Annotated in this window: 21 protein-coding genes; 8 read left to right on the top strand and 13 right to left on the bottom strand. The window is 36.9% G+C overall.

Translation table 11 applies throughout. The features are described 5' to 3' along the window. Positions 1–196 precede the first annotated feature (196 nt). The 8 genes from AB1278_RS08955 to AB1278_RS08920 form a co-directional block, all read right to left on the bottom strand. A complete protein-coding gene (locus AB1278_RS08955; RefSeq protein ID WP_429813832.1) occupies positions 197–958 on the bottom strand; it encodes an MBL fold metallo-hydrolase in 762 nt (253 codons plus the stop codon). Between the two features lie 235 nt (positions 959–1,193). Further along, positions 1,194–1,736, bottom strand: coding sequence for a Crp/Fnr family transcriptional regulator (locus AB1278_RS08950; protein WP_429813829.1), 543 nt, complete (start codon positions 1,734–1,736; stop codon positions 1,194–1,196). A 15-nt stretch (positions 1,737–1,751) separates the two neighbouring features. Next, positions 1,752–3,737: a urocanate hydratase gene (locus AB1278_RS08945; protein WP_429813826.1), complete on the bottom strand. Its 1,986-nt coding sequence runs from the start codon at positions 3,735–3,737 to the stop codon at positions 1,752–1,754. Between the two features lie 295 nt (positions 3,738–4,032). Continuing rightward, positions 4,033–4,326 (bottom strand): hypothetical protein, encoded by a 294-nt coding sequence (locus tag AB1278_RS08940; RefSeq protein WP_114821005.1) that lies wholly within the window; start codon positions 4,324–4,326, stop codon positions 4,033–4,035. A 49-nt stretch (positions 4,327–4,375) separates the two neighbouring features. After that, the gene (locus tag AB1278_RS08935; RefSeq protein ID WP_429813823.1) at positions 4,376–5,362 is read right to left on the bottom strand and encodes a 2-hydroxyacid dehydrogenase; all 987 of its coding nucleotides are present in this window, start codon (positions 5,360–5,362) and stop codon (positions 4,376–4,378) included. Positions 5,363–5,439: 77 nt separating this feature from the next. Then, positions 5,440–5,703, bottom strand: coding sequence for a prevent-host-death protein (locus AB1278_RS08930; RefSeq protein WP_110011069.1), 264 nt, complete (start codon positions 5,701–5,703; stop codon positions 5,440–5,442). Between the two features lie 178 nt (positions 5,704–5,881). Beyond that, a complete protein-coding gene (locus AB1278_RS08925; RefSeq protein WP_110011068.1) occupies positions 5,882–6,532 on the bottom strand; it encodes a protein-L-isoaspartate(D-aspartate) O-methyltransferase in 651 nt (216 codons plus the stop codon). 98 nt (positions 6,533–6,630) lie between these two features. Next, positions 6,631–7,278, bottom strand: a complete 648-nt coding sequence (locus AB1278_RS08920) for a hypothetical protein (RefSeq protein WP_429813819.1) — start codon at positions 7,276–7,278, stop codon at positions 6,631–6,633. Positions 7,279–7,412: 134 nt separating this feature from the next. On the opposite strand from AB1278_RS08920, the gene AB1278_RS08915 reads away from it, so the two are divergent. From AB1278_RS08915 to AB1278_RS08885, 7 genes are all read left to right on the top strand, one after another. Further along, complete coding sequence (locus AB1278_RS08915; RefSeq protein ID WP_034699728.1) at positions 7,413–8,375, top strand: Gfo/Idh/MocA family protein; 963 nt, start codon at positions 7,413–7,415, stop codon at positions 8,373–8,375. A 1-nt stretch (position 8,376) separates the two neighbouring features. Then, positions 8,377–9,111: a hypothetical protein gene (locus AB1278_RS08910; protein WP_202839457.1), complete on the top strand. Its 735-nt coding sequence runs from the start codon at positions 8,377–8,379 to the stop codon at positions 9,109–9,111. 40 nt (positions 9,112–9,151) lie between these two features. Further along, positions 9,152–10,882 carry a cellulase family glycosylhydrolase gene (locus tag AB1278_RS08905; protein ID WP_429813814.1) on the top strand — a complete coding sequence of 577 codons (1,731 nt, stop codon included), beginning with the start codon at positions 9,152–9,154 and terminating at the stop codon, positions 10,880–10,882. A 66-nt stretch (positions 10,883–10,948) separates the two neighbouring features. Then, entirely contained in the window at positions 10,949–11,827 is an 879-nt protein-coding gene (gene bla-A, locus AB1278_RS08900) for a CGA/CIA family class A beta-lactamase (RefSeq protein ID WP_202839453.1), read from the top strand. A gap of 31 nt (positions 11,828–11,858) precedes the next feature. Beyond that, positions 11,859–12,269, top strand: coding sequence for a hypothetical protein (locus AB1278_RS08895; RefSeq protein ID WP_202839451.1), 411 nt, complete (start codon positions 11,859–11,861; stop codon positions 12,267–12,269). Positions 12,270–12,279: 10 nt separating this feature from the next. Continuing rightward, positions 12,280–13,176, top strand: coding sequence for a 3-hydroxybutyryl-CoA dehydrogenase (locus AB1278_RS08890; protein WP_202844343.1), 897 nt, complete (start codon positions 12,280–12,282; stop codon positions 13,174–13,176). 45 nt (positions 13,177–13,221) lie between these two features. Next, a complete protein-coding gene (locus tag AB1278_RS08885) occupies positions 13,222–13,461 on the top strand; it encodes a hypothetical protein (protein WP_002977986.1) in 240 nt (79 codons plus the stop codon). Between the two features lie 49 nt (positions 13,462–13,510). Here the strand turns inward: AB1278_RS08885 and AB1278_RS08880 are convergent, their stop codons facing one another. The 5 genes from AB1278_RS08880 to dnaN form a co-directional block, all read right to left on the bottom strand. After that, the gene (locus AB1278_RS08880; protein WP_047433591.1) at positions 13,511–13,921 is read right to left on the bottom strand and encodes an META domain-containing protein; all 411 of its coding nucleotides are present in this window, start codon (positions 13,919–13,921) and stop codon (positions 13,511–13,513) included. A 525-nt stretch (positions 13,922–14,446) separates the two neighbouring features. After that, positions 14,447–16,849, bottom strand: coding sequence for a phenylalanine--tRNA ligase subunit beta (gene pheT / locus AB1278_RS08875; RefSeq protein WP_429813805.1), 2,403 nt, complete (start codon positions 16,847–16,849; stop codon positions 14,447–14,449). 205 nt (positions 16,850–17,054) lie between these two features. Next, the gene (locus AB1278_RS08870; protein ID WP_429813802.1) at positions 17,055–17,672 is read right to left on the bottom strand and encodes a DUF417 family protein; all 618 of its coding nucleotides are present in this window, start codon (positions 17,670–17,672) and stop codon (positions 17,055–17,057) included. 63 nt (positions 17,673–17,735) lie between these two features. Then, positions 17,736–18,566 carry a helix-turn-helix domain-containing protein gene (locus AB1278_RS08865; protein WP_429813799.1) on the bottom strand — a complete coding sequence of 277 codons (831 nt, stop codon included), beginning with the start codon at positions 18,564–18,566 and terminating at the stop codon, positions 17,736–17,738. Positions 18,567–18,916: 350 nt separating this feature from the next. Continuing rightward, complete coding sequence (gene dnaN / locus AB1278_RS08860) at positions 18,917–20,047, bottom strand: DNA polymerase III subunit beta (RefSeq protein ID WP_034699704.1); 1,131 nt, start codon at positions 20,045–20,047, stop codon at positions 18,917–18,919. 183 nt (positions 20,048–20,230) lie between these two features. Here dnaN and AB1278_RS08855 point away from each other — a divergent pair, with 183 nt between their 5' ends. Next, positions 20,231–20,587: a diacylglycerol kinase family protein gene (locus AB1278_RS08855; RefSeq protein WP_110011060.1), complete on the top strand. Its 357-nt coding sequence runs from the start codon at positions 20,231–20,233 to the stop codon at positions 20,585–20,587. The last annotated feature ends 4 nt before the right edge of the window (positions 20,588–20,591 follow it).

Genomic DNA, 20,591 nt, shown 5'->3' with positions numbered 1-20,591 from the left:
ATTTTAATAGAAATGTGACTTTATACATTTACGATTAACAAAAACCTGTCTCACGGCAGGTTTTCATTTTAATATTATTCATAAAAAATGGGCTTCCTTCGTCAATTCTCAGGATAATAGCCTGTTCCTATTGATATTGAGATTCTTCATTCCATTACATTTCACTCAGAATGACAGTTTTCCTTACAAATATCAGTTAAGATTCTACCAGTATCGAACCATCTTTCAAAATTAAATACTCTTGTCCTACTTCCTCAGAAATATTTTTCAAATCCTGATCATCAAACACCTGAGGAATATAGCATTTCTCGTGGGCAAACAATCCGTAATGGATAGGCACCAGCTTTTTGGCATGCAGAAGGTGGGCTGCAGCAAAAGCTTCTTTCAGATTAAGGGAAGCGGGAACCGGGCTGTATTCTAATCCAATGATCTCGAAATTCACTACTACTCCGTTTACGGGTAAGAAAGAGTAATCTATATTGGGGTTTTCTCTTCCAAGCTTCCAGAACTGGTTGTGCCAGATGGTATCTCCTCCGTGAAAGATTTTAGTATCACCATCATCTACAATCCAGGAAGATTGTATTTCTCCCACACCATCCATCGCAAATACCGGTTTGAAGGTGATATTGTTTTCTGTGAAGGTTTCATCAAGATCAAGAACGATCATTTCAACATCAGGTACAAGTTTTCTTACAATAGGCTCCAGTCCTGCGTAGATGATCAGTTTTCCGTCTTGCTTTAAGCATTTTTGGATTACTCCTTTATCAAAATGATCAAGGTGCATATGCGTAAACAGGATATAATCTGCCTGTACATGGTCTGAAAATTCCATGAGGTTTTCAACAGCATCTCCCAAAACGGGTTTGTAATAAGAGAAATCTTCTACAGCATCTATTAAGATGGTTTTGTTATGTGAAGTGAGTTTTACACCTGCCCAGTTTAATTTTTGTATTTCCATATTCTTTTTTCAGCAAAGGAAGAAACTTACGGAAGGCCAGTCAATAAACAAAAGATAATTAATGGGGGTGTTTTGAGGATGGGAGATGGGGGATGGAAGATGGAAGTTATTGAGGTGAAAGAACAACTATGTGACTTTTTTTATTTACAATAATTTTCCAATTAATTTTTAAAACCTACAGAAAATATGAAGACTGGAAATAACTTCCAGCTCCCCTCATCCAGCTTCCAGCTTCTTACAGAATACGCTTCCTGATCCGGCTTAAAGAAATAGGTGTAATCCCGATATAAGAAGCCAGGTATTTCAGAGGGATATTCTGAATATAATGGGGTTTGTTCTTCAGCAGATATTCATAAAGATCCTGTGGAGTGTTTTTCAGCAGAAGCATTTCCCTTTTCATCGCAGCATTGAGCTTTCTGCTCAGATAGTAGTTCTGTACGAAACGGCAGTGCGGATTGACAGCAAACAGGTTTTTCACCTCATCCAGGGTGATTTCCCAGGCCAGTCCTTTGTTGATGGACTCGTAAATGGCATCAGAACTTTTTTCTTCCACAGTAAAAATATCACCGGGAAAGTAGAATTCTGCACAGATCTCGGTATCGATATCTGAGGTGCTGTTGATGTAGTATTTACGGACAAGCCCATCTTCTACAAGATAGGCTTTGTTGTCAGTAAATATGTTTTTCTTTGAAAACTCAACTTCAGCAAACTTCTCCCATACAGGATCACTATCCTCTACGTTCAGGTGTGAAAACAGTTTTTTGTTGATGGTTGCCAATGTTGAATTTTTATATTACAATAAGTTTTCGTCTACAAGGTTCGGAAGTGTTACTTTTAAGTTTGGTTCTGCTTCCATCGCTCTTTTAATGGCAAAAACAGCGCCTTCATTTCTTGCCCAGCTTCTTCTTGAGATTCCGTTGTTTACATCCCAGAAAAGCATGGATTTTAATCTTCTGTCGGCATCATCGCTTCCGTCAAGGAGCATTCCGAAACCTCCGTTGATTACTTCTCCCCAGCCTACTCCACCACCATTGTGAATGGAAACCCAGGTAGCTCCACGGAAACTGTCCCCAATCACGTTGTGAATGGCCATATCTGCTGTAAATCTTGATCCGTCATAGATATTGGAAGTCTCTCTGTAAGGAGAATCTGTTCCTGAAACATCGTGATGATCTCTACCCAATACAACGGGTCCTATTTCCCCATTTTTAATGGCTTTGTTGAAGGCTTCGGCAATTTTCATTCTTCCTTCTGCGTCTGCATAAAGGATTCTTGCCTGAGAACCTACCACCAGTTTGTTTTCCTGTGCACCCTTGATCCACTGGATATTGTCTTTCATCTGCTGCTGGATCTCTTCAGGAGAGTTTTTCACCATTTCCTCCAATACTGCACATGCAATATCATCTGTTTTTTTCAGATCTTCCGGATTACCGCTGGTACATACCCAACGGAACGGTCCGAAACCATAATCGAAACACATAGGTCCCATGATATCCTGTACATAGCTCGGATATTTGAATTCTCTTCCTAATGTCGGGTTTTCTGCCATTACATCAGCTCCCGCTCTGGAAGCTTCCAGTAAGAAGGCATTTCCGTAATCAAAGAAATAGGTTCCTTTTTCTGTATGTTTGTTGATGGCTGCAGCATGTCTTCTCAATGTTTCCTGAACTTTTTCTTTGAACAACTCAGGGTTTTCAGCCATCATGGTATTGGATTCTTCAAAACTTTGTCCTACAGGATAATAACCACCCGCCCATGGATTGTGAAGGGAAGTCTGATCTGATCCGATATCGATTCTTAAATCTTCCTGATCAAATTTCTCCCAAACCTCTACAATATTTCCAAGGTAAGCCAAAGACACCGTTTCTTTGTTCGCCTGTGCTTCTCTTACTCTTTTTACCAATGCATCAAGATCTTCATGGATTTCATTCACCCATTTCTGATCGTGGCGGATTTTCGTGATCTTAGGATTCACTTCTGCACATACGGTAACGCAGCCTGCAATATTCCCTGCTTTGGGCTGAGCACCACTCATTCCTCCTAATCCTGAAGTAACGAAAAGACCTCCTTTAGGTTCTTTTTTGATTTTTCTGAAAGCATTTAACACCGTAATCGTTGTGCCGTGAACAATCCCCTGCGGGCCGATATACATATAACTTCCCGCTGTCATCTGCCCATACTGGGTAACGCCTAATGCATTGAATTTCTCCCAGTCATCCGGTTTTGAATAGTTCGGGATCATCATACCATTCGTTACAACAACTCTTGGTGCGTCTTTATGAGAAGGGAACAATCCCATCGGATGTCCTGAATACATTACCAAGGTCTGTTCATTACTCATTTCAGACAAATATTTCATGGTCAGCAGATACTGCGCCCAGTTGGAGAAAACCGCTCCGTTTCCACCATACGTAATCAGTTCGTGTGGATGCTGTGCTACTGCATAATCCAGGTTATTCTGAATCATCAGCATGATCGCTTTCGCCTGCTCAGATTTTCCGGGATAGTCTGTAATAGGCCTTGCCTTCATTTCATAATCCGGACGGAAACGATACATATAAATCCTTCCGTAATCTTCAAGTTCCTGCTTGAATTCAGGAATCAGTTCTGCATGAAACTTAGGTTCGAAATAACGTAAAGCATTCTTCAATGCCAGTTTTTTCTCTTCTTCCCCTAAAATTTCTTTACGCTTCGGAGCATGGTTGATATTGGTCTCGTATGGTTTTGGTTGTGGCAGCTGACTAGGAATCCCCTGCTGTATCTGTTCTTGAAATGTCATATTACTATTTAAAGGTCTATGTTTTTAAACAATGTTTGAAGTTTTAAAGATATTCAAAATAGGAAATATAGGCAAGAGGGGAAGGAAAGAATGGTTTAAGGTTTAAGGTTTAAGGTTTAAGGTTTAAGGTTTAAGGTTTAAGCAAAATTATGAAAACTGTAAATCGACTATCATTTAATATTAAATACTATATTTGAATAAACACACCTCAATTCCCCTCCCCCATATTAGTTGTTATTTCATATAAAAAAACCTTACTGAAATTCAATAAGGCGGTTTTTTGTATCGTTAAAGTTTAGGTTAAAACATCATCGTTTTCCTCTTCATGGTCATCTTCATTATCGCTGAGACTCCAGTAATTGTTTTCTTCATCTTCTGCTCCTATTTCTTCCATTTCATCATCGTCTTCGGCTCCCGGAATATCCAGTCCTTTATCGATTTTATCTTCATCAAAATCTTCATCCAGAATAGGATTTCCATCTCCATCAAGCGGAATATGTTTTTCTTTCTGGAAAATATCTTCATTGGGATTATAATCCATTTGTTCCAGCTTTCTGTTCTGTTCATTAATATTGTCTTCCGGTATCATGATAGTTGTATTTAAAGGTTTACATATTTAAAACAAAAATAATTCCAAGTTATGCTGAATAATCAGAATAAACGTCAGGATTTGCACAATGCGGCATTTTCTCATTTCGTGAAAAAGCGATGATATTTCCTGCTGCCAGTCTGGCCATTCCATTTCGGGCTTCAACAGTAGCAGAACCAATGTGAGGCAGTATACAGACACTGGAAAGCCCAAGAATAGGATCATCTGCAGACATTGGTTCCGGATTGGTTACATCCAGGCCTGCTCCCCAGATTTTTTTATCTACAAGCGCCTGATACAAATCTTTTTGGTTATGAAAACCTCCTCTGGCTGTATTGATGAAAATCGAGTCCGGCTTCATTTGTTCAAATATCGAATAATTAAACAATTCTTTCTGTTCAGGGGTAAAATTAGCGTGTACACTCAATACATCTGAGTTTCTGATCAGTTCTTCGAAAGAAACATAAGCTGCCCCCAGCTCGTTTTCTGCTTCCTTATTCTGATGGCGGTTGTGATAAATGATGTTCATACCAAAAGCTTTTTTTGATTTTTCAGCCATTTCATACCCGATTCGACCCAATCCAAAAATTCCCAGTGTTTTTCCATATAATTCCTGGCCCAGGGCATGTAGAGGATCAAATGCTCCCCAGTTATCATCTTTTACTTTTTGGAAATTATAGCTTGCCCGCCTCGCCACAGACTGCATGAGTAAAAAGGCCACATCTGAAGTAGCCCTGCTCAGAACATCGGGCGTATTTCCCACCGGAATGTGTCGTTGTGTAGCTTCTTTAATGTCAACGTGATCAAATCCTACGGAATAAAGAGCAATAGCTTTCACATTCGGGCAGGCTTCAAAAAAGTTCTTATCATAGGTAAAGTCTGTGCCAATACTTAACATCGTATCTGTATTTTTACAGTAATTAAGCCATTCTTCGTAAGAAAGGTTTTCTTTTTCCGGGATTACAATCTCCAGGCCTGCTTCTTCCAGCATTTTTATTCCTGTTTCTGGAATTCTTTTATTGATAAAAACTTTCATAATACTGTGGTTTGGTTATTTTAAATAAAAAACCTCACTCGCAAAAAGTAAGGTTATTGAACTTTAATATTAAAAAATTATTTCTCTTCATCCGAATGGTCTTTGTTCTTCTCCCAGGCTTCAGAAGCAATTTCCTGAATTTCTGTCCAAACTTCTTTTGCAGATTTCTGAGCCTGCGCCATAAATCCTTGTTTGGTAGCTTCCTGATTCCTGCTTTTCATGTCATGAAGGTAATCTTTCACCTGCTGGGAATAGCTTTCTATACTGTATCCCGGGTTATTATGCAGATTTTTCTGAAGATTACTAAAATCATGTGACGCCTTGAATCTGTTCGTGTCCATAATATTAAGATTTTAGTGATTGGGTTCTCATGTGAATCCAATTTTTATTCCGAAACAGATTTAAAATGTATTAAAAAAAGATTAAATCTTATTAATTATCGAATTTCAAAAACACAAACTATGGCTAAGAACAGGTATTTGAGACCAGGATGTCTGCTAATTCCTTATCTGTAATACATTATTGATTTGTATTTCCAAGCATCGGAACAAATTTATAAGCTCCGAATTCTTCTTTTTCAAATTCTGTAGGGCCTACTTTGGTAAATCTGTATAAAACCTGTTCATCCGTTGGTCCTAATGGGATCACCATTATTCCTCCGATGTTCAGTTGTTTTAAAAGCTCTGTGGGTAATGTAGAAGCGCCACAGGTTACGATAATTTTGTCAAAAGGAGCAAAAGTTGGAAGCCCGGCAAAACCATCTCCAAAACTCTGAAATTTTGGAAACAGATGAAGTTCTCTGAGTTTCTTTTTGGAAAAATCAAAAAGGTCTTTCTGCCTTTCCACCGTATATACATGGGCTTTCATCGCCATTAAAACTGCGGTCTGGTATCCACATCCTGTTCCGATCTCCAAAACTTTTTCACCTGGTTTTACCTTCAGCAATTCAGACTGTTCCGCTACCGTGGACGGATGGGAAATGGTCTGATGGGCGAGAATAGGAAATGCCCTGTCTTCATAGGCAAAATCTTCAAAAATACTTTCGATAAAAAGGTGTCTTGGAACTTCATTCATTGCCGAAAGTACATTTTCATCCGAAATACCAATTCTGTTTCGAAGGTAGTCTACTAAAATCTTTCTTTTTCCTTTATGTACAAACGAATCCTGCATTTGACAAAAGTAAGAAATTAGAAATTAGATTTCAAATCGGAACAAAGAATATCCCAAAAATAAAGCAGCCATTTTTCTTGACTGCTGTATTTTTATTTTTAATTCCATTTTATCGGATAAGGCCCGTAAAAATCGCTGAAGGTATTATCAGCACATCTTTTTCTCACAAAAAAGTTATAATTCATTGTTTTACTTAATCCTACATAAACAGCTTTTTGGCCTGCAAACACCAAATCTCCACTTGCAGGAGGAGCAAAACTTGTTGTCAAAACCGTTTCATATGCAGAAACTCCATCATTTTCCCAGGATACTGTAGCATCAAAAACAGAAGAATTCGCAGAAGAGGTTGTTTTTGAATAGGTTGCATATTCTGGTTTTACGCAGGTGGTAGTAGTGCCTGCCAATACGGTAACAGGTCCTGCCCAGCTGCTCCGGCCGTTGTCTATTCCGCAGTTTTTTCTTACGTAAAGGTCATATTTGTTATCTTTATATAGAGGGAGATTATAGAAGTTCTTATTGGTGACCACTGTAGTTCCCTTTCCCAAAGAGAAACCCTGTTCCCCATACTGTACTTCATAATAGCCTTCTCCCATACTGATAAAGCTCCAGGAAAGCCGATTATTTGTTTTTTCAAATATCAGATTTGTAGGAGTACCACATTTGGCCTGCGGGTCATATGGACTATCTCCTATACATCCGGCAGTGCATAATCCAGAGATGATTACAATCGAAATTATTCTTTTCATAGCTATTTTTCTGACCGTGAATTTAGTATAATTTCTTTAATGAATGAAGGCGTTCATTCCTGACTATCACCAAGTGAAAAGTCATGTATTTTATAAATGTACATTCACTATCTTTACAAAAATTTAATACAGCTATGTTAAAAGCAGGTTTGGTAGGTGCCGGACACTTGGGAAAAATACATTTAAAACTTCTTAATCAGTCAGATAGATATGAATTTGTAGGTTTCCATGATAAAGATATTGAAAACGGAAAGAAATTAGAAGCCGAATTCGGATATAAATATTTTGAAAATTTTGATGAATTGCTTGAGCAGATTGACATGCTTGATATTGTCACTCCAACTGTTTATCATTATGATTATGCTTTAAAAGCTATTGAAAAAGGCCTTCATTTCTTTATTGAAAAGCCGGTAACCCAAACTCTTGAGCAGGCAGAAGAAATTCTTCGTTTGTGCCAGGAAAAAGGAATCAAAGCACAGGTAGGACACGTTGAGCGATACAACCCGGCTTTTATTGCTACCAAGGAATACATCAGTACTCCGATGTTTATTGAAATCCACAGACTGGCTGAATTTAATCCCCGTGGTACAGATGTTTCTGTGGTATTGGATCTTATGATTCACGATCTTGATATCTTATTAAGCATTGCGAAATCCAAAGTGAAAAATATCCACGCAAGTGGTGTTTGTGTAGTCAGCAAAACTCCGGATATTGCCAACGCAAGAATAGAGTTCGAGAACGGATGTGTGGCCAACCTTACGACTTCCAGAATTTCTATGAAGGCGATGAGAAAGAGCAGATTCTTCCAGAAAGATGCTTATATTTCCGTTGACTTCCTTGAGAAAAAGGCTGAAGTGATCAGAATGAAAGATGCTCCTGAAAACCCTACTCCATTTGATATGATCATTGAAAATGCAGAGGGAGAAAAGAACCAGATTCTGTTTGAATATCCAAATATCCAGCCTAACAATGCTATTCTGGACGAATTAAATTCTTTCGCTGATGCGATTACTGGCGACAAAAATGTAGAAGTTTCTCTTGAAGATGGAACTGAAGCATTGAAAGTGGCTTTAGAGATTATGAAACTGATCAGTTAACATGAAAATAAAGTCTGCACTATTTTTGGCAGCAATCACAATGCTATCTTGTCATCAGAAAAAAAATGGTTACGAGATAGATTGTGATGATCAAAAAAAGCAGGCACAAAATGATTTCAATTATAAAAATTATACCTGGACCAATTTCTCTGGCTTAGGCTATGATTATCTGGGTGAAAAGGAATTTATAGAGCTTCTGAATCAGAATCATATAAAAACACAGCAAATTCCCATATCTTGTGTAAGGTTTCCGAATGATCAGTATGAAAACTGCCGGGAAATCGAGATGAACAGACTTATTTTAAAAAGATTCGGAAAGAAATTTATAGACTCATTGCGCTTTACCGCAAAGCAACTGTTTATAAAAAATCATCCCGATGAAATATTTTCATATGAAGAATGTGATGATATTTCGCGCTATCCTAACTCTACCGCAGACAATCAGTTTGAAAAACTACAAACTGATTATCTAAAAAAATTTCCTACTCCCCAAGGATATAAATCAAAAAAGGAAAAGTTTTATTCCTACACTTCAGCTTCTTTTATTATTACTAAAAACGGAAAAATTAAGGATTTATCAGTAAAAAGTGAATTTCAAAACAAAAAAAACAATATATTTGAAAAACAATTCAATAAACAATTGAAAGATTTTGTTTTACACACGCAATGGATTCCTGGCAGAATAAATGGTCTGAATGTAGATTCTTACTATGATGCCACCATTCATTATGACTAATTTCTAAAAAATTCCTATTATTTAAATCATTGAAACTACTATGAAAAGAGCCATTCTATTATCCGTACTTTTATTGTCTCAATTTGGGACATCACAATTACTGAAGACTTCAGGACAAAAAATCGTTAATGATAAAGGTGAAAATATTCAATTGAAAGGCCTTGGGCTCGGCGGTTGGATGCTACAGGAAGGATATATGCTGAAAACTGCTGATTTCGCCGGCCCACAGTATAAGATTAAGGAGAAAATTGCTGAACTGATTGGTGAAGACGGAATGAATGAGTTCTACAAAGCTTACCTGAAAAATGGAATCACAAAGCAAGATATCGACTTTTTAGCCAAAGCAGGATTCAATTCGATAAGGTTGCCGATGCATTACAACCTTTACACCCTTCCTATTGAAAAAGAACCTGCAAAAGGAAAAGATACATGGCTGGAGGAAGGTTTTAAAATGACTGATGATCTTCTTCAATGGTGCACCGATAATAAAATATACCTTATTCTGGATCTGCATGCAGCTCCGGGAGGTCAGGGAAATGATGCGAACATCTCTGATAATGACAAATCCAAGCCTTCACTTTGGGCTAATGAAGAAAACCAGAGAAAAACGATTGCGCTTTGGAAAAAACTAGCTGAGCGGTATAAAGATAATCCATGGATTGGAGGCTATGATCTGATTAATGAACCTAACATCAACTTCACAGGTAAAAACCCGAATGGTACAGATGAAATATCCAATGCTCCGCTCTGGAAACTTCAGAAAGACATCACTGCAGCTATTAGAGAAGTTGATAAAAAACATATTATTTTTATTGAAGGAAACGGCTGGGGAAATAATTATAACGGATTACCAGCAATCTGGGATAACAATATGGCTTTCAGCTTTCATAAATACTGGAATTACAATGATGATCAAACCATTCAATTCGCGTTGGATCTCAGAGAGAAACACAATATGCCGATATGGCTTGGAGAAACGGGAGAAAACTCTAATGTATGGTTTACTGAGTTGATTCAGCTTTTAGGCAAGCATAATATAGGATACGCCTTCTGGCCGATGAAAAAGATTGATAATATCGCGGGAATTACCAATGTAAAAATCACTCCTGAATATGAAAAGCTGTTGGATTACTGGAAAAACGGAGGTGAAAAGCCTTCTAAAGAGTATGCAAGAAAAGCTCTATTACAGATTGCCGACAATTATAAGCTGAACAACACGGAAATTAAAAGGGATGTGATTGATGCGATGTTCAGACAGATTACAGATGCTTCTACAAAACCTTTCAGAAATCACCAGGCTCCGGGAAGAATATTTGCTTCAGAATATGATTTGGGAAGAATGGGTGCTGCCTATCTGGATAAGGATTTTATCAATCTCTGGGTAAGTGATCCGGCAAAAAGATCGGAGTGGAACTCCGGACAGCAGATGAGAAATGACGGGGTGGATATTTATAAATGTAATGATAAAGTTACCAATCAGTATTATGTAGGAAAAACAGAAACCGGAGAATGGCTTCAGTATACGCTTCGATCAAAAGGAGATGCAAATTATACTCTGGACATCAGATATTCTGCTGCCAACGATGCTAAAATAAGAATTGAAACGGCTTCCGGAAAAGTTTTAGCTACAGTATCATTGTCATCTACGGGTGGAAATGAAAACTGGAAAACGGTTACTGCAAAAAACATCAGCCTTCAGAAAGGGGAAAACAAGATCAGAATCGTCTTTGAAAATGATGGAGTAAATCTGAATTATTTTGAATTAAAATAGTAATAATTGTCTTAAATTGCAGCTCTCTTCCGGTCTTCAGAAGAGGGCTTTTTTAATGATCATATTATGAAAAAAACAGCATTCTTTTTCCTTTTGATTTCAGCATTTACCTTTGCCCAGACTTCTTTATTAGAACAGAAAATAAACTCAATCCTTAAGAACAAAAAAGCTACTGTGGGCGTTTCTGTCCTAGGTTTTGAAAATGGTTTTACATACAATAAAAACGCAGACAAAAAGCTGCCAATGCAAAGCGTATTCAAGTTTCACATTGCCGCAGCGGTTCTGAATGCCATAGACCAGGGAAAGCTTTCTCTGGATCAGAAAATTAAACTGGATCAGTCAAATTTACTAGAGAATACGTGGTCGCCGCTTCGTGATCAATATGCAGGAAAAGATGTTGAAGTTCCGTTAAGTGAAGTGATTGAATATACGGTTGCCAAAAGTGATAACAACGGCTGTGATATTCTTCTCAGGTTATTGGGAGGTACCCAGACTGTTCAGAAATTCATGGATTCCAAAGGGGTACAAGGTTTTCAGATCAAATATAATGAAGAAGACATGCATAAAGACTGGAATGTTCAATATGAAAATTACAGTACTACAAAATCAGCAGTCGATATCCTTAAAAAATTCTATGACGGGAAAATACTTTCCAAAAAATCTACAGATTATCTGATGAAAGTACTATGGTCTACTTCCACAGGATTGAATAAAATGGTGGAACAACTTCCCAAAAACACTCCCGTGGCAAGAAAAACGGGAGCTTCCGGGAAAAATAAAGCAGGTTTGACAGGTGCGGAAAATGAAATAGGAATCATTACTTTACCGAATGGAAAACATTATGCATTAGCCGTATTTGTCAGTAATTCAACGGAAACGGATGCAGTCAACTGCAGGATGATTTCAGATATTTCCAGAGAGGTTTGGGAATATTTTAATAAGTAAAATTTTAAGCTTATTTTTAAAGCGATTTAACATGAAAAAAATAATACTAACAACGGCTCTGTTTGCTTTCACATTCTTTTACGCTCAGAAGAATCAGAATTATTTAGAGATCAGCTACGGAAGTGTATGCTGTGGCCCTGCCTCTGATAAGCCTGTGATGAGCTTTCTGAAAGAATTTAAGAACAAAAGCCAGATCAAAAGCCTGGAAGTCCTGATCCAAAAAGGGATGGGAAGAGAAGGCGAATATACATTGTATGTTGGCACCGATTTTCTTACAAAGAATCAGAAAAAACGATTGATAAGAGGTTTAACGGCTACTGTTTCCAATCAGAATAACAGTAAAAAAAGCCAGAGTGTAGGAAATGTTACCTTTGATTCAACAGCTGTTGTCACACAATCTGACCTTACAGACGCAAAAAATTTAACTATCTATAAAAAATAAAGGAAAAATGATCAAAAACATTGTAGTTATCGGAGCGGGAACCATGGGAAATGGTATTGCACATACTTTCGCACAAAGCGGTTTTAAAGTAAATCTTGTAGATGTATCCCAGGAAGCTTTGGACAGAGGTTTAAAAACCATTACTACGAATCTTGACAGAATCATTGCAAAAGGAAACCTTACAGAGGAGCAAAAAGCTGAAACATTAGGTAACATCACTACTTTTACAGCATTGAATGAGGCTGCAGGATCTGCTGATCTTATTGTAGAGGCTGCTACTGAAAATCTTGATCTTAAACTGAAGATCTTCGGCCAGATGGATGAGCTGGCTCCTGCCAATTGTATCCTTGCAACCAATACTTCTTCTATTTCTATCACAAAAATTGCTGCGGCTACCAAAAGAGCTGATAAAGTAATCGGGATGCACTTTATGAACCCGGTTCCTATTATGAAACTGGTAGAAATTATCAAAGGATATTCAACTTCCAAGGAGACTTTTGATGCCATTTATGAAATGAGTAAAACATTGGGTAAAGTTCCTGTAGAGGTAAATGATTATCCTGGTTTTGTAGCGAACAGAATTCTAATGCCAATGATCAATGAGTCTATCGAGACTCTTTACAACGGAGTGGCTGGTGTAGAAGAAATTGATACGGTAATGAAACTGGGAATGGCTCATCCGATGGGTCCGCTTCAGCTGGCAGACTTTATTGGTCTTGATGTATGCCTTGCTATTCTGAACGTTATGTATGACGGTTTCAAAAATCCTAAGTACGCTCCGAACCCACTGCTTGTGAATATGGTGACAGCCGGAAAACTGGGTGTAAAATCAGGAGAAGGGTTCTACGATTATTCTGAAAGCAAAAAAGCTGAAAAAGTTTCAAAAATGTTTTTGAAGTCATCTTAAATCAATAATTTTAATTATCTTTGAGAAAGTTAAAACATTAAAAAAATGAAATTACCAAAGTTTTTATTAGCAGATAATTCGGAATTTCCAGAGGATCTATTCGTGGTTCATACAGAATATCCAAGATTTATCTTAAACGTTGAGGAAGAAGAAGTTGAGTGGTTAGATGATCTTGAAGGTGATGATGAAGAAACGATGGCAGACGAGGCTACTAAAGTAGTAGAAGCAGCATTCAAATGGTGCGATGAAGAGTTGGCTAAGTACGACGAAGAAGAGGAAGATTAATAACACTCTAAACATAAAAAAGGAACTCAATTGAGTTCCTTTTGTTTTTTTATTCTGATTTAGTGAATTTTAATAGCAAAAGATTGTCTTTGTACAATTCTAAAGTATTTCCGGAAACCACATATTTGTTAGCTTTCCCCATCATATCCATAAAGTTCTGTTCTACCCCGATGTTGCTGCACATCATTTTTGTAGATCCCATCTGTCCGGCTGTAAAACTTCCTGTAGACGGATCTATGGTAGCCGTTCCGAAATAGTTGTTACATCCCGCATTTCCGGTGATCTTTTCTCCTTCAATATTCAATGTCGGAACTTTACCTTTTACCGTTTCAGCCAATGTCCATTTTGTGCTGGCAAGAGCAGGCTGAGCTTTTCCTACTTTAGATGCAGACGGGCTTGTCATAGATCCACATGAAGCCAATACTGCAGCTGTACATATACTTAAAAAAAGATTTTTCATTTTTTTCTTTTTGAATTAACCCAAATTTACGGAAATTATATTATTTAAACGGGCTGCCGTAAATTTTATTATTCTTTAACATTTGATATTTTGAATATTTTTCCGAGCAAAAGATCTTATTATGCGGTCATAAGTTGGAAAACGCAAAGACGCAAATTTGTTAATATGCAAAGAGTTTAAGGCGCAAAGATTTTATCTCCGATAAAATTTTAATACTATACCCGTGTCATTCCGAGCAAAGCAAGGAATCTATACAATAATTGGTTTATAAAATATATTGAGACTCTTACGGAGTGATAAAGACTGTGGATAGATTGTTTTTATACAAAATTTCCATTTTAAACACGAATAACATTAATATTTTCACTAATATCACTAATGCAATTCAATAGGAACGGGCTTTAGCCCGTTTTTCTATCCACAAAAATTCATTTGGCTTTAGCCCAAGCCTAACAACAATGGAATAAAACAAAAAACGGACTTAAAAAAGTCCGTTTCTTTTATTGTGAAATATATTTTCAAATATTAAGATCTCAACTCAGCGTTGAATTCTTTCTGGAAAGCTTTGATCAGAGAATCCATTACCTCTGTAATCTCTTTTTCTTCCAGTGTTTTTTCTTCGTTTAACAGTTCGAAGCTCATGGCATAAGACTTCTTACCTTCAGGAAGATTTTTACCTTCATACACATCGAACAGATTAATGTTTTTAATGAATGGAGATTTGTTCTTCTTAGCCGTCTGATATAGATCCTGATAGTTAACTGTTTTATCAATCAATAAAGCTAAGTCTCTTCTGATTTTGTTAAACTTCGGAATATCTTTGAATTTCAATTCATTTTTAGAACGTAACTCCTGAGCAAATTCCAGTTCAATTTCTGCATAGAAACATTCCTGATCAATATCAAAGTCTTTCAATAAGGCAGGCGCTACTTTTCCGATTCTTACCAATGCTTTACCATCCGCTTCATATACCAATGCATCAGAGAATCTGTCATCAGTTAGAGCTACTTCTTTGTAATCTACAGCCAATCTTTCCAATAAAACTTTTACATACGCTTTAAGGTTATAGAAGCTTACCGCAGATTTTGGCTGAAGCCAGTTTTCTGCAACGTCTCTTCCGGAAACCAGTAATGCCAGTTGTTTTCTTTCTTCGTATTTATCTTTTTTGTGATAAATTTTTCCTAATTCGAAGAATTTGATATCCTGATTTTTTCTGTTGATATTGTATACTGTATTCTGAAGAAGTCCTTCCAATAAAGACTTTCTCATAAATGCTAAATCTCCGCTTAAAGGATTCAATAGTTTTACAGCATCTGTTTCATCTTTTACAGAAGTTAAAGAGTTGTTCATTACTTCATTGAAACCAAGGCCTTGTAAAGTTCTTGCCCAGCTGTTTTCCAGTTCATCCTGATCGTTAGCACTTAGCTTAACAGGAGTAAATGAAATCTTCTGTGGAGCATCAATTTTATTGTATCCGTAGATTCTTAAAATCTCTTCAATCACGTCAATTTCTCTTGTTACATCTGCTCTGTATGCAGGAACTGAGATTTCGAAACCGTTTGGAATTTCATTTAAAACCTGAATTTCCAATGCTTTTAAGATTTCCTTTACTTTTTCTCTGTGGATTTTTGTTCCTAAAATCTGCTCAATTTTAGAGAATCTAAGGATCACGTAATTGTCCTCTATTTTCTTAGGATATTCTTCCAATAAGTCACCTACCAATTTACCTTCAGCAATTTCCTGAATCATTTTAATTGCGTGAGTGATGGCTGTTCTGGTAAGATTCGGGTCTACTCCTCTCTCAAATCTGAAAGAAGCATCTGTATTCAAGCTGTGCGCTTTTGCTCCTTTTCTCACTGCAATCGGGTTGAAGTAAGCACTTTCAAGGAATATTGTTTTTGTAGTTTCAGATACTCCTGAATTCTCACCTCCGAATACTCCGGCAATACACATCGGTTTATCTTTACCGTCTTTGATCATGATTTCAGAACCATTCAATGTTCTTTCAACACCATCTAAAGTTGTAAATTTTGTTCCCGGTTTTACCACTCCCACTTTCACTTTTTTATCTGCAATTTTATCTGCATCAAATGCGTGAAGCGGCTGTCCGTATCCGTGAAGAATATAGTTGGTAATATCTACAACGTTATTGATCGGGCTTAGTCCGATCGCTTTCAGTCTGTCTTTCAACCACGATGGTGATTCTGCAACTTTTACATCTTCAATAACTGCTCCGATATATCTTGGACACAATTCTGCATCTTCAATTTCCAGTTTGAAATCATGAGTTCCTTCATTATTCAAAACTTCAGAGGCTACTTTATTAAATTGTGACTTCAGTTGGTTCGTAGAAAGATAAGCGTGTAAATCTCTGGCAACACCATAGTGAGACATAGCATCTGTTCTGTTCGGTGTCAATCCGATTTCAAAAACCTCATCATTGGTCAACTCAAAATAGTCTGCAAAGTTTTTCCCTACTTCATATTTTGTTTCATCCAGCACCATAATTCCTCCGTGATCATCGCTAAGACCTAATTCGTCTTCTGCGCAGATCATCCCCTGAGAAACCTCACCTCTGATTTTTGCTTCTTTAATTTCAAAAAAGTTTCCGGTCTTGTCATAGATTTTTGTTCCGACAACGGCTACAGGAACAGTTTGCCCCGCTTCTACGTTAGGAGCTCCGCAAACAATGTTCAACACTTTTCCGTTTCCTACGTCTACAGTTGTCTTCTTCAGTTTGTCAGCATTAGGATGCTTTTCGCAGGTAAGTACTTTACCTACAACAATTCCTTCCAGGCTGCCTCTTACACTTTCAAATTTATCTATCCCTTCAACCTCTAGACCTATATCTGTAAGGAATTCACCGATTCTTTCAGTTTTTGATTCCGTTTTTACAAAGTCCTTCAGCCAGTTGTTTGATATTTTCATTTGTTAATCTATCTACTTATTTAATTCGTCAGATGAGTTCTAGATTCCACCTGCTCTATTTTGAAACTTTTATTTGAAATCCCACCCCTTTTCCGGTGTGATTTTTCGAGCTACAAATGTCGTGTTTTTTTGAGAAATAGAGAAATTTAGAAGTAATTTTAAGATAATAAATTTTCGTTAATCTTTCATGTGCTGATTCGGGAATCTATTGATCCGACGGTCTTACCAGCTTCTTCAGGCTGTCAGAAAATAATACCAGGCCTGCAGCCATCATGATAATATCTTTCAATACGAGACGTCCTGCTCCTGACAGATACGGAAATCCATATTGAGATGTCACTCCATCTCCGCCCAGATTGGGGACGTAAACTTCAGGAGTAGTGATCAGGAATGACAGGGTAACCAATGACATTAAAAATGTTAAAGCACCTCCAATTGTTCCAATTTTAGGAAACCAAATCCCCAGTAATACCATAACTCCTATTACAACGATCATTGTCCCTAAACCGTAGGAAAAGGCATATGTTCCGTTTTCCTGATGCCAGTCAATATTTTTCTGAACCACTTTTCCTTCAGGATTTTTATACAAAGTGTATTCTGCAACCCGTTTTTTATCTTCCTTAATAACTTTATGGTCTGCATTTTTGTAGAAAAAACTCATCAAAGGGCTGTTGGCAACGAAAGGCACAATTCCATCAGCTTCATAATGAAAGGCTTTCAAGCCTCCAATCCAGGCCATAACGATGAAAATTGAAATTCTGAGAAAATTGAAAAAGTACGTATCCCATTGTAATAATTGGTGATAAAGTCTGCTGTTTTTCATGTGATTTATTTTTTACCAAAGGTATTCACATGCCTGCAGCACCAACATAGACATTTCAGGACATTACATGGACATTTTCGCCACCACGGAGATCCCCACTTTTTCTCTGTAATTTTTAGGAGAGCAGCCTACTGACTTTTTGAAATACCTGCTGAAATAAAATTCATCTTCAAATCCCAGTTCAGAAGCAATCTCCTTTACAGATCTGTAAGTTAAATGCAACAATTTTTTGGCTTCCAGAATAATTCTCTCATTGATAAGCTGAGTGGGTGTTTTGGAGAATTCTTTCTTTACTGCCTTGCTTAATGTACTATTGGTAATGTTCAGTTTATCGCTGTAAAATGACAGTTCTTTTTCTGTTTTAAAATACGTTTCCAGAAGTTTCTGAAATTCTGCAGCATTTTTATTAGAAAGCTTTTCATTAGAAATTATGCTGTTTTCAATACTGCTTTTCTGTTTGCTTCCAATGGCAAGAATGAGCTGGATATAGGTTTTGATAATGGATTCCGAAAACGGATGCTTTTCACGTCCTTCTTTTTTAATATGATTAAAAAGCTCAAGAATATAATGATAACTCTCTTCCGAAAGCTCAACACTCGGATTCAGATAAATATTATTGAAAAGAAGTCCGTTACAAGCCACTTCTTTTTTATGATATTCTATACAGTAATAATCTCCGTGAAAGAAAAGCACGTGGATATTTTCATCAGATTCCGAAACCAGTTTCACCTTTTGATAAGGAGAAAGAAAGAGAATATTGTATCCGCTGTAAGAATAATTAATACCATCTACTGAGAAAACACCGGAACCTTTCCATAGAAACACGCTGTAATTTTCAGTTGTGAACTCTGCGGAAAAATCTGAGGTTTGGGAAGACTGTATTTTTATTTCCATGATGAGTTGATTTAAACACTAATGACGCTAATGATTCACAAATAACACTATTGATTTAATATTCTTTTGAATACGCCTTTCTCTTATTATACTTTTGCCTTGAAGCAAAAGTATACAAAAGTTCAAGACGGGAATCATCCGCTAAAAATTTGAATGTACTCCTAAAATTTCCAAACTCGCATGGATCATCTGGTTCTTCTTCGGTTCAATAGTATATCCCATGCTCAGACAATGGAAATTTTTTGGCGGATTACATTTAAATTTTCTTAACGCTCCTGATTCCTAAGTCGATTAGACCCTACAAAAAAAGCCGGAAAATTCCGGCTTTTTATTTGTATACTAAATCAATATTACAATCCGATTACCGGCATTGATAACATTAAGATATTTTCATTTTCTTCAAGACCATCAAGAGGTTCAATGATTCCTGGTCTGTTAGGCTGGGACATTTTCATGGTAATATCATCAGATCCTAAAATCGTAAGCATTTCTGTTAAGAATTTTGAACTGAATCCGATATTGATATCTTCTCCGTTGTAGTCGCAAGGAATCTGCATGTCAGCTTTATTGGCATATTCAGTATCTTCTGCATGAAGGTGAAGAATATTTCCGGAAAGCTTGAATCTTACCTGGTTGGTAGATTTATTAGACATGATAGACGCTCTTTTGATAGCTCCTAACAACAGATTTCTGTTGATGGTCAATACATTTGGATTTTCTTTTGGAATTACCGCAGTATAGTTCGGATATTTTCCGTCAATCAGTCTACAGATCCAGATATGCTTACCAAAAGTAAACTTAGCCATATTCTCATTGAAGTCGATGGTAACGTCTTCATTGGAACTAGCCAGGATATTTTTGAAAATGTTAAGAGGCTTTTTAGGCATGATAAACTCCATCGGCTCAGCATTCATCAGGTCTGCTCTTTTGTACACCACCAATCTGTGGGAGTCTGTAGAAACGAAATTGGTTTCATTTTCTCCAAACTGGAAAAGCACTCCTGTCATTACCGGACGAAGAGAGTCGTTACTTGTAGCGAATAGTGTGTTTGTCAATGCTTCAGACAATACTCCTGCCGGCATTGTTACACTTTGGGAAGCGTCGAATTCCGGTAATTCAGGATAGTCATCAGCATTGTCTAATGCTACTGCGAAATTATCTTTTTCATCTAAAATCTCAAGCTGGCTTCCGGTACCTTCAGCATTGTCTTTTACAACAAATGTCAGAGGCTGTTCACCATATGTCTTGATAAAATCCTGAAAAATTTTAGCAGGAACAGCAAATTTACCTGTATCATCAGACTTTACTTCCAGGGAAGTAACAAGAGTTGTCTCGCCGTCAGATGCTGTAATGGTAACATTATTTCCGTCTAATTCAAAAAGATAGTTTTCTAAAATCGGTCTCGATTGAGAGCTTGATATTACGCCACTTACAGTTTGCAAAGCCTTCTGCAGTTCACCACTTGAAATAATAAATTTCATAGATTTATAAAATAAGTTTCTACAAATATAATAAATACATACAACAAAGAAAAGAATAATATGGAGGAGTTTTTAACAAAGATCCTTAATTTGTTTTGAGCCTTGATATTATGCTTATATTTCTTCGGGGAACTCTATTTTATCAAAATACAAAGACTATCTTTGTCTCAAAAGTTTAAATTTATGCAAAAACCTCCCATCCATAAAAGTTTTCTCAATGCTTTCCGGGGTGTTTTTATGATGATTAAAACAGAAAGAAATTTCCAGATTGAACTTCTGGTATTCTTTGTCAATCTCTTCCTTATTTTTTATTTCAACCTGAGCAACACAGACACCGCTTTGGTTCTTATTGCCTCATTCGCTGTTTTAAGTGCTGAAATTTTTAATACCGCTATTGAAAAGATCTGTGATATCATTCAACCTGATTTCGACAAAAGAATTGGCTTTATTAAGGACATTGCAGCCGGAGCTGTATTGCTGACAGCCATTGCATCTGTGATTGTCGGAGTCTTGGTGTATGGGAAATATGTTTTCAATTAAAATT

The organism is Chryseobacterium sp. NRRL B-14798, from assembly GCF_050470705.1.
GTDB classification, from domain to species: Bacteria; Bacteroidota; Bacteroidia; order Flavobacteriales; family Weeksellaceae; genus Chryseobacterium; species Chryseobacterium cupriresistens.
Note: the sequence above shows the minus strand (reverse complement) of the source record. Positions and strands in the feature narration are given on the sequence as shown.

Excerpts from the sequence above, each read along its gene's own strand:
- AB1278_RS08940 (WP_114821005.1), bottom strand. The coding sequence starts at position 4,326 with ATGATACCGGAAGACAATATTAATGAACAGAACAGAAAGCTGGAACAA.
- AB1278_RS08865 (WP_429813799.1), bottom strand. The coding sequence starts at position 18,566 with ATGGAAATAAAAATACAGTCTTCCCAAACCTCAGATTTTTCCGCAGAG.
- AB1278_RS08930 (WP_110011069.1), bottom strand. The coding sequence starts at position 5,703 with ATGGACACGAACAGATTCAAGGCGTCACATGATTTTAGTAATCTTCAG.
- AB1278_RS08885 (WP_002977986.1), top strand. The coding sequence starts at position 13,222 with ATGAAATTACCAAAGTTTTTATTAGCAGATAATTCGGAATTTCCAGAG.
- bla-A (WP_202839453.1), top strand. The coding sequence starts at position 10,949 with ATGAAAAAAACAGCATTCTTTTTCCTTTTGATTTCAGCATTTACCTTT.
- AB1278_RS08855 (WP_110011060.1), top strand. The coding sequence starts at position 20,231 with ATGCAAAAACCTCCCATCCATAAAAGTTTTCTCAATGCTTTCCGGGGT.
- AB1278_RS08905 (WP_429813814.1), top strand. The coding sequence starts at position 9,152 with ATGAAAAGAGCCATTCTATTATCCGTACTTTTATTGTCTCAATTTGGG.
- pheT (WP_429813805.1), bottom strand. The coding sequence starts at position 16,849 with ATGAAAATATCAAACAACTGGCTGAAGGACTTTGTAAAAACGGAATCA.
- AB1278_RS08915 (WP_034699728.1), top strand. The coding sequence starts at position 7,413 with ATGTTAAAAGCAGGTTTGGTAGGTGCCGGACACTTGGGAAAAATACAT.
- AB1278_RS08935 (WP_429813823.1), bottom strand. The coding sequence starts at position 5,362 with ATGAAAGTTTTTATCAATAAAAGAATTCCAGAAACAGGAATAAAAATG.
- AB1278_RS08955 (WP_429813832.1), bottom strand. The coding sequence starts at position 958 with ATGGAAATACAAAAATTAAACTGGGCAGGTGTAAAACTCACTTCACAT.
- AB1278_RS08895 (WP_202839451.1), top strand. The coding sequence starts at position 11,859 with ATGAAAAAAATAATACTAACAACGGCTCTGTTTGCTTTCACATTCTTT.
- AB1278_RS08920 (WP_429813819.1), bottom strand. The coding sequence starts at position 7,278 with ATGAAAAGAATAATTTCGATTGTAATCATCTCTGGATTATGCACTGCC.
- AB1278_RS08945 (WP_429813826.1), bottom strand. The coding sequence starts at position 3,737 with ATGACATTTCAAGAACAGATACAGCAGGGGATTCCTAGTCAGCTGCCA.
- AB1278_RS08870 (WP_429813802.1), bottom strand. The coding sequence starts at position 17,672 with ATGAAAAACAGCAGACTTTATCACCAATTATTACAATGGGATACGTAC.
- AB1278_RS08910 (WP_202839457.1), top strand. The coding sequence starts at position 8,377 with ATGAAAATAAAGTCTGCACTATTTTTGGCAGCAATCACAATGCTATCT.
- AB1278_RS08880 (WP_047433591.1), bottom strand. The coding sequence starts at position 13,921 with ATGAAAAATCTTTTTTTAAGTATATGTACAGCTGCAGTATTGGCTTCA.
- dnaN (WP_034699704.1), bottom strand. The coding sequence starts at position 20,047 with ATGAAATTTATTATTTCAAGTGGTGAACTGCAGAAGGCTTTGCAAACT.
- AB1278_RS08925 (WP_110011068.1), bottom strand. The coding sequence starts at position 6,532 with ATGCAGGATTCGTTTGTACATAAAGGAAAAAGAAAGATTTTAGTAGAC.